Source organism: Streptomyces sp. NBC_00667, assembly GCF_036226825.1.
Lineage (GTDB): Bacteria > Actinomycetota > Actinomycetes > Streptomycetales > Streptomycetaceae > Streptomyces.
Genome location: NZ_CP109023.1, coordinates 126,697 through 141,187, shown reverse-complemented (window position 1 = coordinate 141,187; position 14,491 = coordinate 126,697). Strand labels below are relative to the sequence as shown.

Annotated in this window: 15 protein-coding genes and 1 pseudogene; 9 read left to right on the top strand and 7 right to left on the bottom strand. The window is 67.8% G+C overall.

What is annotated here, in order from left to right:
- Window positions 1–358: 358 nt before the first annotated feature.
- The 3 genes and pseudogenes from OHA81_RS33235 to OHA81_RS33225 form a co-directional block, all read right to left on the bottom strand.
- Window positions 359–757, bottom strand: a complete 399-nt coding sequence (locus tag OHA81_RS33235) for a hypothetical protein (protein WP_329202921.1) — start codon at window positions 755–757, stop codon at window positions 359–361.
- Complete coding sequence (locus OHA81_RS33230) at window positions 757–1,023, bottom strand: hypothetical protein (protein ID WP_329202920.1); 267 nt, start codon at window positions 1,021–1,023, stop codon at window positions 757–759. The genes OHA81_RS33235 and OHA81_RS33230 overlap by 1 nt, the downstream gene beginning before the upstream one ends.
- A gap of 399 nt (window positions 1,024–1,422) precedes the next feature.
- Window positions 1,423–1,671, bottom strand: a pseudogene (locus tag OHA81_RS33225) (helix-turn-helix domain-containing protein); the annotation flags it as partial.
- A gap of 106 nt (window positions 1,672–1,777) precedes the next feature.
- On the opposite strand from OHA81_RS33225, the gene OHA81_RS33220 reads away from it, so the two are divergent.
- On the top strand, window positions 1,778–3,604 hold the full coding sequence (locus tag OHA81_RS33220; protein ID WP_329202919.1) for a zeta toxin family protein: 1,827 nt from the start codon (window positions 1,778–1,780) through the stop codon (window positions 3,602–3,604).
- Here the strand turns inward: OHA81_RS33220 and OHA81_RS33215 are convergent.
- On the bottom strand, window positions 3,565–3,843 hold the full coding sequence (locus OHA81_RS33215; protein ID WP_329202918.1) for a hypothetical protein: 279 nt from the start codon (window positions 3,841–3,843) through the stop codon (window positions 3,565–3,567). The genes OHA81_RS33220 and OHA81_RS33215 overlap by 40 nt on opposite strands.
- Window positions 3,844–4,232: 389 nt before the next feature.
- Here OHA81_RS33215 and OHA81_RS33210 point away from each other — a divergent pair, with 389 nt between their 5' ends.
- From OHA81_RS33210 to OHA81_RS33200, 3 genes are all read left to right on the top strand, one after another.
- Entirely contained in the window at window positions 4,233–4,916 is a 684-nt protein-coding gene (locus OHA81_RS33210) for an RNA polymerase sigma factor (protein ID WP_329202917.1), read from the top strand.
- Window positions 4,917–4,930: 14 nt separating this feature from the next.
- The gene (locus OHA81_RS33205) at window positions 4,931–5,491 is read left to right on the top strand and encodes a hypothetical protein (RefSeq protein WP_329202916.1); all 561 of its coding nucleotides are present in this window, start codon (window positions 4,931–4,933) and stop codon (window positions 5,489–5,491) included.
- 305 nt (window positions 5,492–5,796) lie between these two features.
- Window positions 5,797–6,774: a zeta toxin family protein gene (locus OHA81_RS33200; RefSeq protein WP_329202915.1), complete on the top strand. Its 978-nt coding sequence runs from the start codon at window positions 5,797–5,799 to the stop codon at window positions 6,772–6,774.
- Here the strand turns inward: OHA81_RS33200 and OHA81_RS33195 are convergent.
- Complete coding sequence (locus OHA81_RS33195) at window positions 6,771–6,995, bottom strand: hypothetical protein (RefSeq protein WP_329202914.1); 225 nt, start codon at window positions 6,993–6,995, stop codon at window positions 6,771–6,773. The two genes, OHA81_RS33200 and OHA81_RS33195, sit on opposite strands and share 4 nt — an antisense overlap.
- Window positions 6,996–7,335: 340 nt before the next feature.
- Between OHA81_RS33195 and OHA81_RS33190 the strand changes: the two genes are divergently transcribed.
- Both OHA81_RS33190 and OHA81_RS33185 read left to right on the top strand, forming a co-directional pair.
- Window positions 7,336–10,017, top strand: a complete 2,682-nt coding sequence (locus OHA81_RS33190) for an ATP/GTP-binding protein (RefSeq protein ID WP_329202913.1) — start codon at window positions 7,336–7,338, stop codon at window positions 10,015–10,017.
- Entirely contained in the window at window positions 10,014–10,805 is a 792-nt protein-coding gene (locus OHA81_RS33185; protein ID WP_329202912.1) for an excalibur calcium-binding domain-containing protein, read from the top strand. Before OHA81_RS33190 ends, OHA81_RS33185 begins: the two co-directional genes overlap by 4 nt.
- A gap of 151 nt (window positions 10,806–10,956) precedes the next feature.
- On the opposite strand, the gene OHA81_RS33180 is transcribed toward OHA81_RS33185, so the two are convergent.
- Window positions 10,957–11,793 (bottom strand): hypothetical protein, encoded by an 837-nt coding sequence (locus tag OHA81_RS33180; RefSeq protein ID WP_329202911.1) that lies wholly within the window; start codon window positions 11,791–11,793, stop codon window positions 10,957–10,959.
- Between the two features lie 21 nt (window positions 11,794–11,814).
- Window positions 11,815–11,952, bottom strand: a complete 138-nt coding sequence (locus OHA81_RS33175; RefSeq protein WP_329202910.1) for a hypothetical protein — start codon at window positions 11,950–11,952, stop codon at window positions 11,815–11,817.
- Window positions 11,953–12,496: 544 nt separating this feature from the next.
- Between OHA81_RS33175 and OHA81_RS33170 the strand changes: the two genes are divergently transcribed.
- The 3 genes from OHA81_RS33170 to OHA81_RS33160 all read left to right on the top strand — a co-directional run bounded on the left by OHA81_RS33170 (window position 12,497) and on the right by OHA81_RS33160 (window position 14,381).
- Window positions 12,497–12,706 carry a hypothetical protein gene (locus OHA81_RS33170; protein WP_329202909.1) on the top strand — a complete coding sequence of 70 codons (210 nt, stop codon included), beginning with the start codon at window positions 12,497–12,499 and terminating at the stop codon, window positions 12,704–12,706.
- A 209-nt stretch (window positions 12,707–12,915) separates the two neighbouring features.
- On the top strand, window positions 12,916–14,079 hold the full coding sequence (locus tag OHA81_RS33165) for a competence protein CoiA family protein (protein WP_329202908.1): 1,164 nt from the start codon (window positions 12,916–12,918) through the stop codon (window positions 14,077–14,079).
- Window positions 14,076–14,381, top strand: a complete 306-nt coding sequence (locus tag OHA81_RS33160; RefSeq protein ID WP_329202907.1) for a hypothetical protein — start codon at window positions 14,076–14,078, stop codon at window positions 14,379–14,381. The genes OHA81_RS33165 and OHA81_RS33160 overlap by 4 nt, the downstream gene beginning before the upstream one ends.
- The last annotated feature ends 110 nt before the right edge of the window (window positions 14,382–14,491 follow it).

The following is a 14,491-nucleotide window of genomic DNA, read 5'->3' as shown; positions in this document are numbered from 1 at the left end:
TGACCCCCTCGGAACAGCCCGAGGCCCGGCTACGCCGTAGCCGGGCCTGCACGAAAAGAAGGATCCCCCATGGTTTGTCGCGCCTGTCGCCACGCCATCCTCGGCGACGAGGTCGTCGCCTACATCCACCGCGAGGTCGACGCCTCGCCGCCGCCTGACGCGGCACTGATCGAGGCACTGAGGCCGATCCTTACCAACCCCGCGTTTCCCGACAGGGGGCCGAGGTGCACCGGGCCGAACGGTCGGGAATGCATTGCCCCCACTGGTAGCTGACGTCCGCCCAAGCCAGTTCGAACTGCTACGTGCCCCGCGTCGAGCGCGGCCCGTCTGCCCTTCGGAGATCGTCTACGGAAGCCCCTCAGTGATCCGGATGGACAGCCTGCACGCCCGTGCCGTCATATACCTCAGGTTCCAGGGTGAGCAGGTAGCGGCCAGCGGGGAAGTCTGCCGACGGCCGGGCCGCGTGGATGGCGTGGGCGGTGGCCCAGGGGTATCCGGCGTGCAGAAGCTCGGTGGCGCACAGCGCGGCGGCGGTGTCGAAGGGCTCAATCTCGATGAACCGCAGCCCGTTGATGTAGGCGAGCAGGCCGGGCGCTCTGGTATCACCCGCGGTCAGGGACAGCACCGGCGCGTAGAGGGTGCCCAGGCCGCCGGAGGCTTGGACGTAGAACGCGGCGACGGCCTCGTTGTACGGGTCCTTGGGGTCGTGAAGGGCGGTAGCGGTCGTGTGGTCCAGGACGACCGCTACCGGCCCCACTACGCGGCCGCCGAGTCCTGGCCAGCGCCGAGGCGCTCCAGAAGTGCACGTGCCTTCGCCTCGGCCTCCTCGCTCGGCACGGTGCCCAGCATAGAGGCGAGCTCGGCACGGGCTTGCTCAGCCCGCTCCGCGTACTCGGCCTGGGTCGGCCGGCCCTCAGCGAGCTCCTCGACGAGCTGCCGGATTGTCGTGCCTTGCTCGGTCGCAAGCGCGGCCAGGCGGTCGCGGGCGGCCGTGCTCACCTTGATGCTCGTTTCGTCTGCCATACGTCGACTCTACTGCGAGTAGAGGGCCTGTGGGGAAGTTCCGGCGCACCGTGCCCGTCCGCAGGCTCGCCCAGCAGGGCGACCATGAGCCGCCCGAGCTCAAGCAGGGCCCAGCTGACCGCGGAACCGGACGCGTGGATGAAGACGCTGGCCCGGATCCCGCTGCGGCCGCAGGAGTGCGCGTCCGCCGCCAATCTTGATCGTCGGCGCACGCCCCGCGGGCGGCCATCGGAGCGGGGCCGTACGGAGGAGCGGCGCCATGCCCTGCCTTTCGGATCATGCCAGCCCGGCGACCCCTAAGGGCTGTCGTCAAAAAAGTGGTCTCGGCTTGCGGATCATGGTGTGCGCCACCGCGCTCTGCCCTGCGGTTGCCACTCCGCCTCAGTCTTTCTCCGGCGCAGCGCCGTACTTGGCCGCCCAGCCGTCCAGCAGGCGCTGGTACGCCTGGCGTCGGGGCGGCCGCGGCTCAGAGCGGCCGGCCTCCCAGTTCTTCACGGACTGCGTCGTGGTTTGCAGCGCCTGTGCGAGGCGGGCTTGGGTGATCCCGGCCGCCTCGCGGAGTCGGGCCCGCTCTGCCGGTGGCGGCATCTCGGGCTCCCCCGCGAGCAGTGCATCCACGGCTTCGAACAGTTCCTCTTCGGTGGGCATAGGTCACCTCCAAGCCCCCATCCTAGCATTCTTTACCTACAGATTTGGCATTTACTTATCCTTAGATTTACCCTTAGTTTTGAGCTGAGGTGGAGGAGGACTGCGGGTGTCAGAGCAGCGCGTGGTGCCGGAGGTTCTGTCGGACGGGGAGGCAGGCCGGGTCCTGACCGATGTCCTGCTGCCGACGTGGACGGCGGGGGCCGTCCCCCAAGGCCGTCCCGTCGTGGTCCTCGTGGCCGGACAGCCCGGCGCCGGCAAGACGGCCATCGCCGATCTCGTCCAAGCAGCCCTGGATCGCCGAGGATCAGCTGTCCGGATCGGACGGGATCTCTATAGGAGCGCCCACCACAGCTACGCGAAGCTGTTGGCCGCCGACGTCCGCACCGCCGGCGCGAAGGTACGCCCGGACACGGCCCGCTGGCAGGCCGCCATCGAGGCTCACGTCCGCGCCCACTCCCTCGACGCGGTCGTCGAGTCTGCTCTCGCCGATCCCGACGAGCTCCGCACCTCCGTGTCCGCCTTCCGAAGGTCCGGACACCGCATCGAAATCGTGGCGGTCGCGACGGCCGAAGCGCTGAGCCAGCTCGGTGTCCTCGACCGCTTTCTGTCCGAGGCTCTCCACGCTGGAGGCCGGTACGTGGCATGGGAGAACCATGACCACTGCGCCCGGCAGTTGCTCCGCACCCTGGCTGTCGCCGAAGACGAGCAGCTCGCCGAGCGCCTCACGGTTGTGCGGCGCGACGGCACGATGCTCTATGACAACGAACTGGCCAACGGCACTTGGCGGCGCAGACCTGCGGCGTGCAAGGCGGTCGCGCGCGAGCGGGCGCGCCCGTGGAGCGCACGGGAGACCGCCAGTTTCCGTACGGCTCTTACCCAAGCCGACCAGCGGCTCCACCGCGACTTGGACTGCGAGGACCGGCGCCTGGCCGTCCAGCGCGACGCCGAACGGGCTGCCGCGCTCGCCGAGCCGGTACGCCGTATTGCCCAGGCTCGGCGTAGTGCCCCGGGCGTGGACTACTACCAGCTGTCCCGCGACGAGCACCGATGGATCTTCGAAGAGCTGATCGTCCCGTCGTACCTGGGCGGCGTCGTTCCCCGTGAGGCTCCCTGCGCGGTGTATGTGCTGGGCCAGCCGGGAGCGGGCAAGTCGGCGACGGCCAGGATGGTCCGTGGGGCCATGCGCCAGGGCACGACCCACCTGGTGGGCGATGACTTCAAGGTGTCCCACCCGGACTACCTGCGCCTGCTGCAAGAGGACCCGCGCAACGCCGGAGCCGCGATCCGCGCCGATTACCGAGCCTGGTTCGCCGAAGCCGAGGAGTACGTCCGCCGACACCGCGGGGACGTCCTTGTCGAAGGTGCCCCCGGCAACGTCACGGAGTTCCTCATCAGTGCGGAGCCATTCCACCGCGCCGGCTACCCGGTCGAACTCGTGGTGCTGGCCGTCCGGGAAGCCGACAGCCGCCTCGCCACCGCCCTGCGCTACGCCCGCGCTCAGAAGCTCGGCATCAACGGACGTTTCACCTCCCGCTCCGGACACAACCGGTGCTTCCACGCTCTCGCCGACATCGCAAGCCTCACCTCAAGCCACCCGGCGATTTCCGCAGTGACCTTGATCCGCCGCGACGGCCAGGCCCTGCTGCGGGCTGAGCACGGCGGCACAGACCTGGCCCAAGCACTCGCCGCGGAGCGGACCCGCCCGTACACCGAAGCTGAGGCCGCAGCGTTCCTTGCGCAGTACCAGGTACTTCGCAAGGCATTGCCACGGCACCGTCGGGAGCTGGACGAGATCGCGGGCCTTGCCCGGCCGCTGATGCCGACCTGGATGCAGCCGGCGCGGATCGGACGCCCCCGGACCGTGGTGTGGCCGCTGCCGTTGCCCGCCGGACGCTACAACTGGTCGGTGAGCCCCCTCAGTCGGGCCGCGTAGTCGGCGGCGACGCGGGCGGCATCGCCAGGGCCTGCGGTGTCCAGGCGCGTCTGGTCGCCGATCGCGGCCTGCCTGGCCGCCTTCAACTGCTCGATGCGTTCCTCGTCGGGCACGGGCGCCCGGCGCTCGTCGAGGATGCGGGCGTTGTAGAAGGCGATGACCTCCCGCACGGCGTCGCGCGCGAGCTGATCCTCGTCGCCGTCCAGGGGTTCGAAGCTGGCAGTGTTCCGGTCTGACACGGGGCACCCTTTCATCTGGGCAGTAAAAGGATCATTCTCCTCCGCCGTCCGTCGCCGCGTCAGCGTTCGCATGACAGCACCCGCCCCCGGGGGCAGCATGCCCGCGGCGACCTCGTCGGGGGCAACCGACGCGCCGCCCCGCTCGGCCAGGCCGCGCCAGAGGGCGGCCCCTCGGCGAATTCCGTGCCGGCTCGGACCTGGCCTCGAGACCTGCATGAACTCGTGTCTGCGGACTGCCCGGACGACAGACTGCAAAAAATCTTGGAATGGGATGACAGATGAGGCCGTGCCGCGGCGTCTCTCTATCAGGACCAGCTTCCTCGGTCTGTCGGACTCGGTCCCTCACTGGGCCGAGGGTCCGAGACGCCCTATCGGTAAAGGAGCCGTCGATGCCGATCGGCGACCCCTTCTATCCGTGCTGCACTGGCGCGGCGCCCGCCCAGGTGACTGTGCTGGCGCCGCGTCGAGCAGCAGGGGGGCAGGTGGGTGCCACTCCCGCCTGCTCGCACCAGCACCACTACGTGCCCTTCCAGCTGTCGTGCGGCCTCGCCTCCGCCTATCAGCCCCGGACGGCCACGGCGCAGGAATTCGAGAAAGAGTTCGTTGACTTTCTCGAGATGAACGTGGAGCGGCTGTTCCGAATTGCCTTCCGGCAAGAGAAGAACTATCACCGGTCGCAGGACGCCCTCCAGCTGGCCACAGAAAAATTGTGGCTCAACTGGAAGCGCATTCGGTGCACGGTCGAGAACACGTCGCGATACGCGAGTTCCTGCGTAATCAGAAGTTACTACGACCTCCTGAGAAGAGAAAGGAGTGAAAATGGAAAATCAGTCAAGTTACGGCTAGAGCGTGAGGTGCTGGATCGGGAATATCTCAAAGTTGTGCAGAGGATGCACCTGGCGGGAATCTTGAAGATCCTGCCGGCTAGGCAGCGGGATATCGTCACGATGCGGTACTTCGAAGAGATGCAAGTCGCGGACATCGCGGCAGAACTGAATATATCCGTGAGTACCGTCGGTCGAGAAGAGAAGAAGGCGATGGCCCTTCTCAGAGAAGCCGAGAAGCAGGAATAGGGAGGGAGGCGGCCATGGACGTTGAACAACGTCTTGAGGCGGCCGTAGATCCCCGATCCGGCGAACGGTTCGACGCGGGAGCGTTCCTGGCGCGGGTCCTGCCCGCGCTCGGAATCGCTTACCGCCCGGATGTCAGCGCGGTCGGCCCCCACGGGGCCGACCCATGGCACGGCGGAGATGAGGGGGATGCCCAGGAGTCGTTTGACCTGCCCAGCAGGGAGGAGCTCCTGGACGAGCTGCACGGGCTCATCCGTGTGGCTAAGGGCGAGGAGACGGGAGGCGTCTACAGGAGAATCGCAGAGATCATCGAGGTCGTCGACGAAGAGGAAGCGGCACACGCGTGGTGGCTCCACGCAGCACAGGCCGGCGACAAAGTGGCGGTCGCAAAAGTCGTAGACCTTTCACTGAACGAAAATGAAGAGCGGCCCAGCGCCCTTCAAGAGGTTGAGTCCCTCTCGCAGCGAATGCACCTGATCGAACAGTCGAGGGACTGGAAGCAGCATCAAGCAACTTCTCGCGAAGTCGGCAACCCGCCGATGTGTCGCGTACCCGGCCGGGCGTATCGCCCGGCATGACCAGAAAGGAAACCGATGATATGTGCCATCAGTCTGAGTGGAGATTGCAGGCCTGAGCTGTGCCGGATGATAGCCCGGAAGGAGGTGGAGTAGAGCGAGCTGGATCCGCTGGTGCGAAAGGGAGGTTAATGGTCCCTCGGGGGAGAGACCGTAACCGTCCCGTTCGTTAGCGAGATCTGACCTCAACTCCGCAGGAGCCTGGTCCCACCACTTGGTGGGACCAGGCTCTTCACACTTATTTTCCCCAACACTGACCGATTCGCGCCCCTCAGGCCGTCTCCTCGACAAACACCTGAGGAGGAGCGGTGAAACCCCAGCACCCAGACGCCGAAACGCCCCACCCGGGGCCACGCGCGCCGAAACGGGCCGACCAGGCCCACCGCACGCTCAGCGCCGAAGAGCACCAGCAGATCTTCGACGAGGACATTGTCCCGGCCTTCCTTACCGGCATCACCTCCCACCAGCGCCCCGTCGTCGTATACGTCCTCGGCCAGCCCGGGTCCGGCAAGTCCCGCACCGCGGACCAGCTCCAACGCGCGCTGTGCGGCCGCGGCGCCATCCGCATCTGCGGCGACGCCTTCAAGGCGATGCACCCCGACTACCACCGCCTTCTTCGCTCGCATCCCCGGACGGCCGGAAGCGAGATCCGCAGTGACTACCGCCTCTGGTGCACAAAGGCCGAGGCCTACGTACGGGCTCGCCACGGCGACCTCATCATCGAGGCCGCCCCCGCTGATGCCGACGACTTCTGGGCCAGCGCCCTGCCCTTTATCGAGGCCGGCTACCGGATCGAGATCGTCGTCCTGGCCGTACGGGCCGCCGACAGCCGACAAGGCACCGCCCACCGCTACATGCTGCTCCAGCAGCACGGGCTGCCCGCCCGTTTCACCTCTGTCGACGGTCACGATGCCTGCTACAGCGCGCTGCCCTCCGTGATCGCCAGTACCCTCGCACACCCGTGCGTTTCCAGTGTCCTGGTGACCCGGCGCGGCCTCACACCGCTCCACCGAGCCGAAGTCTCCAGCGGCCGCGAGACAAAGCAAGCAGTCTTCAACGCGCTGATCACGGAACAGACTCGCCCCTACACGCCGGCCGAGGCCGCCACGTTCCTCACTGTCCAGGACATGCTGGCCCGCGCGCTGCCCGAGCACCAGGCCGAGCTGGCGGCGATCACAGCACTGGCCACACCGCTGATGCAGACCTTCACCGCGCGCGCCATGCTCCCAGCACCGCGACTCTCATACGACGCCACGCCCCCGGCCCACAGCACCGAGTGTGGTTAGGGCAACGTCAGGTCCCGATAGCGGGCCGCGTACGCGGCGAGTATCCCCGCCACCTCCTCTGCCGTGGCCTCGCCCAGCGCACGCTGATCCTCCACGCACCCCCGGCGAGCCTCCAGCAGCGCCTCAAGGAGTACCTGGTCCGGCTCTGCAGCCCGGCGTTGCTTCATGATCTGCTCGGAGTACCAGGCGATCACAAGCCGAATCGACTCCTCCGCCGCCATGTGGCCGATCTCCGGGGCAGGAGTGCACGCGGGAGGCTGCGTAGGGCGCGGAAGTTCGTCGGGCACAGCAGGTCGGCCTTTCAGTCGGACAGTCCCGCCATTGTTCAGCGCCCAGCGCTCAGGGCCAAGGAACCGCACACCATGCGCACCGAGTTGTCGGCAGCAGCATCCACCTAGGCACATGAACCCCGTCGGGCTTCACCAAAGCACCGCGATCCGGAGGATGCCGGCTGTCCTTCCCGGCCTCGCACGAGAGCCGGGCGATCCGCGAGATGCTTTCCCCAAGCGGACTGGTGTGCACGTAGGTTGAACACAGTTGATCAACGAGGTCGGGGGCGTTGTGGCAGGCAGGGATCTCAGGGCGCTGTTCAGCACGAACGACCGCACGGTGGCAACGGCGGAGGCGTTCACAAACCGTCAGACTCAGTGGGAGCTGGTCGCGGCCGCGCTGGCCGAGCACCTGCGACATGTCGCGGATCCTGACTTCGACGTCGAGGACCTGGAACTGCCACGAAACAACGTCATCGTGTTCCACGGGGTCGGCGGAATCGGCAAGACGACCCTGTCGAGGAAGCTGGAGACCGCGCTCGCCGGCACCGACCAGCGCCCGGCGCAGTGGGGCGAGCCCGCCTGGTCTGGTGAACGCATCCTGCCCGTACGCGTCGACCTTTCCCGCTCGGCCGGCTTCTCGTTCGAGGACCTGGTGCTCACCATCCGCGCCGCGCTCGCCGAACTGGGCCGCCCCCTGCCCGCCTTCGACATCGCGCTGCGCCGCTACTGGGAGGCGCAGCACCCCGGCGAGAGCCTGGAGGAGTACCTGAGCCGCGGCGGTCTTGCGGCGAGGTTCGGCAAGGCGATGCCGCAGCAGATGCAGTCCGCGCTCTCCGACGTCGCCCAGGCTCTGCTGCTGCCCGGTACCGTCGGCTCCGCAATCGGTGCGGTTACCGGCTCTCTGGTGCGGGCGTTGCGCGAACGCCGCCAGACAGTCCGGGCACTGGCCGGTTGCGCACGGTTGCAGGACCTGCTGGAGGCCGAGCCGGACCTAAATGCCCTGTCTTTCTACCCGCACCTCCTCGCGTGGGAGCTCGCACAGCTGCCCGCGGACAAGAAGACGGTGCCGGTCGTCCTGCTCGACACCTTCGAGGACGTCGGCGACCGCACCCACCGCGACCTGGAACGCCTGATCCAGCGACTGGTGTGGCTCATGCCCAACGTGTTCTTCATCGTCACCGGCCGCTCGCGCCTCCAGTGGGCCGACCCGGGTCTCCAAGGGCAGCTGGACTACACCGGCCCCACCGCCTGGCCCGGCCTGGCTCTATCCGCAGCCGTCCCGGCCGCCCGCGCCGCCCGACCGCCGCACGACTACGGGCGGCAGGTCCTCGTCGGCGACTTCTCCCCCGAGGACTGCGACGACCACCTCGCCCGTCGGCTCACGCGCGACGGCGCACCGCTCATCAGTGAGGCGATCCGGCAGGTCATCACCAACCGCTCGCACGGACTGCCGCTCTACCTCGATCTGTCGGTGATGCGATTCCTGGAGATCCGCCGCACCGGCCATACCCCGCAGCCCACCGACTTCGACCACGACTTCCCGGCGTTGATCGCCCGCACCCTGTCCGACCTCACCCCTGATGAACGGCACGTCCTGCGCTCGGTCGCCCTCTTGGACGCCTTCGACCTGCCCCTGGCCACCGCGGCCGCCGGTCTCCAGCACGAGGCGCCGGCACTACGGCTGATCGAGCGGCCCTTCGTCCGCGAGAACGTCTTCGGGCTGTGGCCCTATCACCTGCACGGGCTGATCCGCTCCACCGTCCGCGGCGCCGACGACCAGGCAGACGACCGCTGGTCGGCACGCGACTGGGAGCAGGCAGCCAAGCGTGCGCTGGCGGCCCTGGGCGAGCAGTGCAGTGCGCGCACCGGCCGGGACCGGAGGCGGCTGGTCGGCTGCCTACGCCAGGGCCTCGCTCTGGCCCGGGACTTCCAGCTCGACCTGGGCTGGCTTGCCGAGGCAGCCTGGGCCTACGTCAGCGACTCGGTGTGGGAGCCGCTCGCCCCACCTCTTCGAAACGACGGCACCGGGGAGGACAGTATGGCGACGGCGGCCGACGCCCTCGTCGAGCTCCTGGCCACCCTCGCCCGCCGCCAGCACGAACACCGCTCCATCACCGCCTCCCGCCTCGCCGCCGTCACACGAACCCACCTGCTGCCCGCCGACCTGCACGAGATGACCGTCTACTACCTCGCCAAGGCACAGCGCGACCTCGGCGACAGCACAGGCTCGCGTGCCGGGATGCAGCTCGTCGCCGACGGCCAAGGCCGCCTAGCCCCTGCAGCCCGGCGGGGCCTGGCTCACCTCGCCCGCCTCGCGGGAGACTTCCCCACCGCGTACGCCGTGGCGCAGACCCTCGGCTGGGACGGCCGTCAGCACCGCATCGAGGGCGACATCCTGTGGCCGCACGGCGACATGACGCGTGCAGCCACCGCCTACGCCAGCGCCCGCGAGCAAGCCGAGCAGCACGGCATCGCCGGCGAGCGAGCCACCAGCCAGGCCCAGCGCGCTTTGGTGCTCTCCTTCACCGATCTCGATGCCGCCGACGACGAACTGCACCTCGCCGAACAGCTCCTTACCGGCCTCGATCTCCGTGCCACCACCCTTACGGTGAGGATTGCCGCGCTCGTCCGCGACGCCGGTGCCATGCCCGACCTCGAAGCTGCCCGCGCCCTGCGTGCCGAGATCCGTGAAACCGGTATCACCGCTGCCGCAGTCGCCCTCGAACTCGCCCTCGCGTTCCACCACGCCGTTCAAGGCGACCACGACAAGGTCCGTGCCGTCATCGACCGGATCCGCGAACTCGCCCAGACCGGCGACTACGCCTACTGCACCGACCTCGCCCACTTCATGGCCGGTCTTCCCCTGCAAGATTCCTCGCCCACTGTCTGGCTCGACGGCCCGGACGTCGTTCGTGCTCGCTGGCACCACCTGGTAGAGAGCCGCCGCGCCCGGATAGGGCAGAGCGAATGAGGAACCAGGACGAAGCTCAGGAGTTCCGCCGTCGTTTCGAGGAGGGAATGGAGGCCCGGCGCAAGGCTCATCTTGAGGAGCTGAAGCGCGAGCAGGCTGAGCGGGCGGCACAGCAGCGAAAGCGTCAGCGTGCTGACGCCTGGGCATCCTGCGTAAGCGTCCTCGCGGTGCTCGGTCTCATCGTGGGTGGCGCCTGGTGGGGCCTGTCGAGCGTGGCTTCCTGGTGGCAGGCCGACGCGGCAGCAGCAAGAGCCGCACGTGAGCAGGCAGACGTCCCAGCCCCGGGACTGCCGGCACCCAACTGGCACCTGTCACACCCGGGCGATGACGTCGCGAAGAAGACAACGACACTGTGGACCGACATGCACGAGACGGCCAGGCTTTCGCTGCTGCAGCACGAGTCCGCAGAAGACACCCGCAGCACACGCGTCGACGAACTGGACGACTACAAAGGCCTCAGCTCAAACGATGTCGAGCTGACCATCCAGCACGGTCCAGAACACGGCACTCTCACGGTGCAGGACGGCACTGGACTGTACACACCGACCACCGGGTTTCGAGGGTTCGACACCGTCGACTACACGATCAAGCTCCGTGACAAGCCCGAGCTACGCAGGGTGCGGTTCACCGTTGAAGTCGGGCTCAGCTTCGGAGCGCGGTACGACGAGGAACACAAATACGAAAACTGTGCTGCCGCGCGGGCAGCCGGCGTAGCCCCTATCTACCAGGGGCAGGACGGGTACGGACGCCACCTCGACGCCGACCGAGACGGTGTCGCCTGCGAATAACTGCCCGCCCGCTTGCAGCCGCAGTGGTTCCACAACCAATACCCTGGTTCGGTGACACAAGGTGATCCCTGGTGCCGCACCACCCCGGCTGCCTTGCCCGACCGAACCGAAGATCACGTCATTACCCCGGGGCGGACAGTTTGTCGAGCCCCTACTTGCCGCGAGCAAAGTCGATTTGGGACTGCACCTCGTAGTCGACCTGGAACACCGCGTTCGTGATCTTCTCCTCCAGAGGCTCGAAGGAGTCTTCGATTACGGCGTACTCGCTGACCAGGGCGTGCTTGTCCTCGATGGACTCCAGAGCGGCTATCCGGGTTCGCCACTGCTCTAGCTCCGCCTTGGAGTGCGGATATCTTCGCCCTCGGACCTGTTCGAGCGTCGGGTTCGTAGCGAGGTTCGCCTGAACGAGACGCAGGGCGTCCCCGCGCACTAGCGACCGGCCGACGAGGTTGTCCTCGATGAACTCCAAGCCGTCGACCATTCGGTCCAGCCGAGCCCCGAGGTATGCAGCGAGGGCACTTCGTACTTGCGGGAGGTCGAGTCCCACCTCTCGGCGTAGCTGCGCTGCGATCTTCTTCGGGAGGTCTGCCGCCTCGCTGAAACCTGGCCTCCTACCTTCGGTGAACCGACAGATCTCCGAACCGAGGTCGGCTGGGTAAGTGATGATCATCTGCCGGTACGACTCCAGCACTGTGCATGCGGAGTCGAAGTAGATCAGGGTGGCCGGCCTGATGATCTCAGGCCTCTGCTTGTCGCGGTGATACATCTCGTTGCGGTACTTGTGCAGCTTTTTCAGGACGGGACCGAGTGCCTCGTCAAGCAGATTGCGGCGTACCAGCAGACCAACCTTCGCGTCGAAGTTGCGGTCGAGGCCCTTCAGCTCGGCCTCGTCTACAATCTGCGCCTCGATGGAGGCGACCTCTTCGGCGTCGACCGGTATTCCCCAGGCCGCGTTCTGCTGGTAGGCCAACAGCAACCTCTTGAGCATGCGCTGGTGCTGAAGTTCCGTCTAAACGGTTCGGTGGAGGATCAGCTCCGTCACGCTGTCGATGAGTAGGTAAGCCAACCGCAGGTTGGGCACACGCCCCTTCTCGATCATCCCCTTGGCCTCTTCGAGCTGCACGACGATCAGCTCCAGCCGCTCCATGTCGATCCTCCGTCGCGTCAGCCGGTCTGCTGCTCCACATGCTCTCTGGATGGGCGGCCTCCTACACCCGGTTTCTCGTACGACCCGTGTGGGCCCGGCTGACCCCGGACGGGGGAAGCGGCGATGCCCCAGACTGCCTCCGCGAGCACGAAACCGGCTCCGAAGCTGACGAATACGGGACCTACAGGCACTTGTCCGGGCCGCAGATGGAACAGCTGCAGGGCCCCGGTCGCCGTCGCGTCCATCAGGCCGCCGAGTCTGGGCGACAGGGCCCCCTACCAACAACGGCCGTACCGCCGGCGCCTGGCGCTCGAGTCACAGCCGGTTCGTCGCCGAGTTCGGCCGCCGGGGAGCGGCGAAGGCCCACTGCGCCAACACCTACGTCACGCAAGGGCGCGCGACGGGAGCCAGGAGGGAAAGACCAAGGCCCGACACCCGATGAGACGTGATGTAGATCACTCGACGCCCGTACTGTCCTGGGCCCGGTTTCGAGGGCGAAGGCGTGAAGCCGGGATGTGCCGGCACCGTAGAACGGATCACGACCATGAACCCCCTGTTCCTGGCCCTGCTCGGCATCGTCGTCCTGGCAGGCCTCGCCGGGTACGCCCTGTACCGCGCGGCCACCCCGGACGTGCCCACCGTACTCACGACGGCTGCACGCGCGCTTCCCGTGCTCGTCCTGGGTGCCATGGCGCTCGTGCTGGTCGACCCGGCCAACATACCGAGCGTCCTGCGGGCCGTGATGCCGAAGTAGCGGCCCCTCAGGCGGGGCGGCTGATATGCAAGCCGCCCTGTCCGCGCCCAGGCATTCGCATATTGATTCACCCGCAGGTGGCCATCCCCCTTCGACGGGTCCGGCCCCGGCCCTGCAGCAGGCCGGGGGCGTTGTCAGTGCCGCCTGCTATCTCCTGTCCGTCGGATTGGACGCCATATGCGGCGCATCGCACAGGAGATGCGATTTTTATGCCATTCATTGCCCTTCACCCCGAGGCGGGTCGCGTCGACGCCACCCAGCCCGACCTCGGGGCCGGCCTGGACTGGTCCCAGGTCTACAAGGTCACGCCCCGCGTCGCCCTCACCTGCCCTGAGTGCTCGTGGGGTGTGCACGCCAAGCACTCGCCGAACCGTGTGCGGTTCTTCTGCCACGACGCCGGGCGGCCGCCGGAGTGCTCTCTGGCGAATGAGTCCTGGGAGCACCACATGCTCAAACTCGTGATGGCCAGCGCCAACCGCGACGCCGGAATGTTCGCCGAGCTGGAGGTAGCTGCCGAGGACGGCTCCTGGCGGGCCGACGTACTGGCGACCTCGCCCGACGGTACGCAGCGGATCGCGTGGGAGGCGCAGCTCTCCCCGATCACGGTGGAGGACATCAAGGCGCGCACCGACCGGTACGCCGCCGAGGGGATCGCCGTGTGTTGGGTCTCGCCCCACAAGCGGCCGTCGGTGTGGATCGGGGCCGTGCCGTCCATCCGTGTACGGGTGCCTGAAGGGGACGACGAGTCCTGGGTGGTGGACGACGAGCTGGGGGGCTTCGGCTCGGGCAGCTGGTTCTTCCAGGAGGCCGAGCTCTCCCAGTTCGTGAAGTGGGTGGTGCGCGGACAGCTGCGTCCCTGCCGGAGCCTGGCCCCCAACCGCGATGTGACACGGATCATCGGCGAAGAGCACCGCTGGTTCAGGCGCACGCTGTGGTGGACCTCCCGCCAGTCCGCCGAGGCCCAGAACGCGTGGGAGGAGGAACGGATCCGGCGTGCCGAGGCGACACGGCGGCGCGAGGAGGCCGAGCGGCAGCGCGAAGTCCAGAGGTTGGAGCGGAAGTCCGCGGCCCAGGCACGGCGCGATGCTTGGTTGGCAACGCCAGCGGGCCAGCTGGCCCAGCAACGGCGCCGGGAGCTGCAGAGGCTGAAGGATGCGCAGGAGGTCGAGCAGAGAGCGGCCGCCCGTCGGCTCCAGGCGCAGCGCGACGAGGAGCGGGCCCGGCATCGGGCAGAGCTCCGGGAACGGCGTGCCAGGGAGTTCGCGCTGGCGCAGGAGCGTGAGGCGGAGCGGCAGGCACCCGGCAAGAACTGGAGCGGCGTGCCCCGGCCACGGCGGAAGCGTGGTGGGGTCAGCTGTCCCGAGCGCAGGTGAAGGAGCTGTTCACGGCCGTCTTCGACGCGGCCTGGCAGCAGGACGGGATCCGGGTGCGGATCCCCGAGCGCGGCGGTGTCGCGGCGAGCTTCGCCTACGGCGTCCCGGTGCACGCCTTCAACCGCCTGTACGGGATCGTGCGGCCATGCCCGGAGTTGGTTCCCCTCTCCCCGCAGCTGGCCTACCACCAGGTCTTCGCCCGCAATGCGAAGGAGGTCCAGGCCTTGGAGACGGGTGGTCTGCGCACCAGCCGGCTCACTCACTTCGATCTCGCCAACCACGAGCAGATGGCACTGTGCTGAGTGAGGCGGCTACCCGTCCGCGCTGCGCGGACCGGGCTCAGACAGCCGTCCCCCGGGAGACTCCGCCGCCTGCGTCTAGAGAGTGGGTACCGGGGTGGCAACGGGCGCGA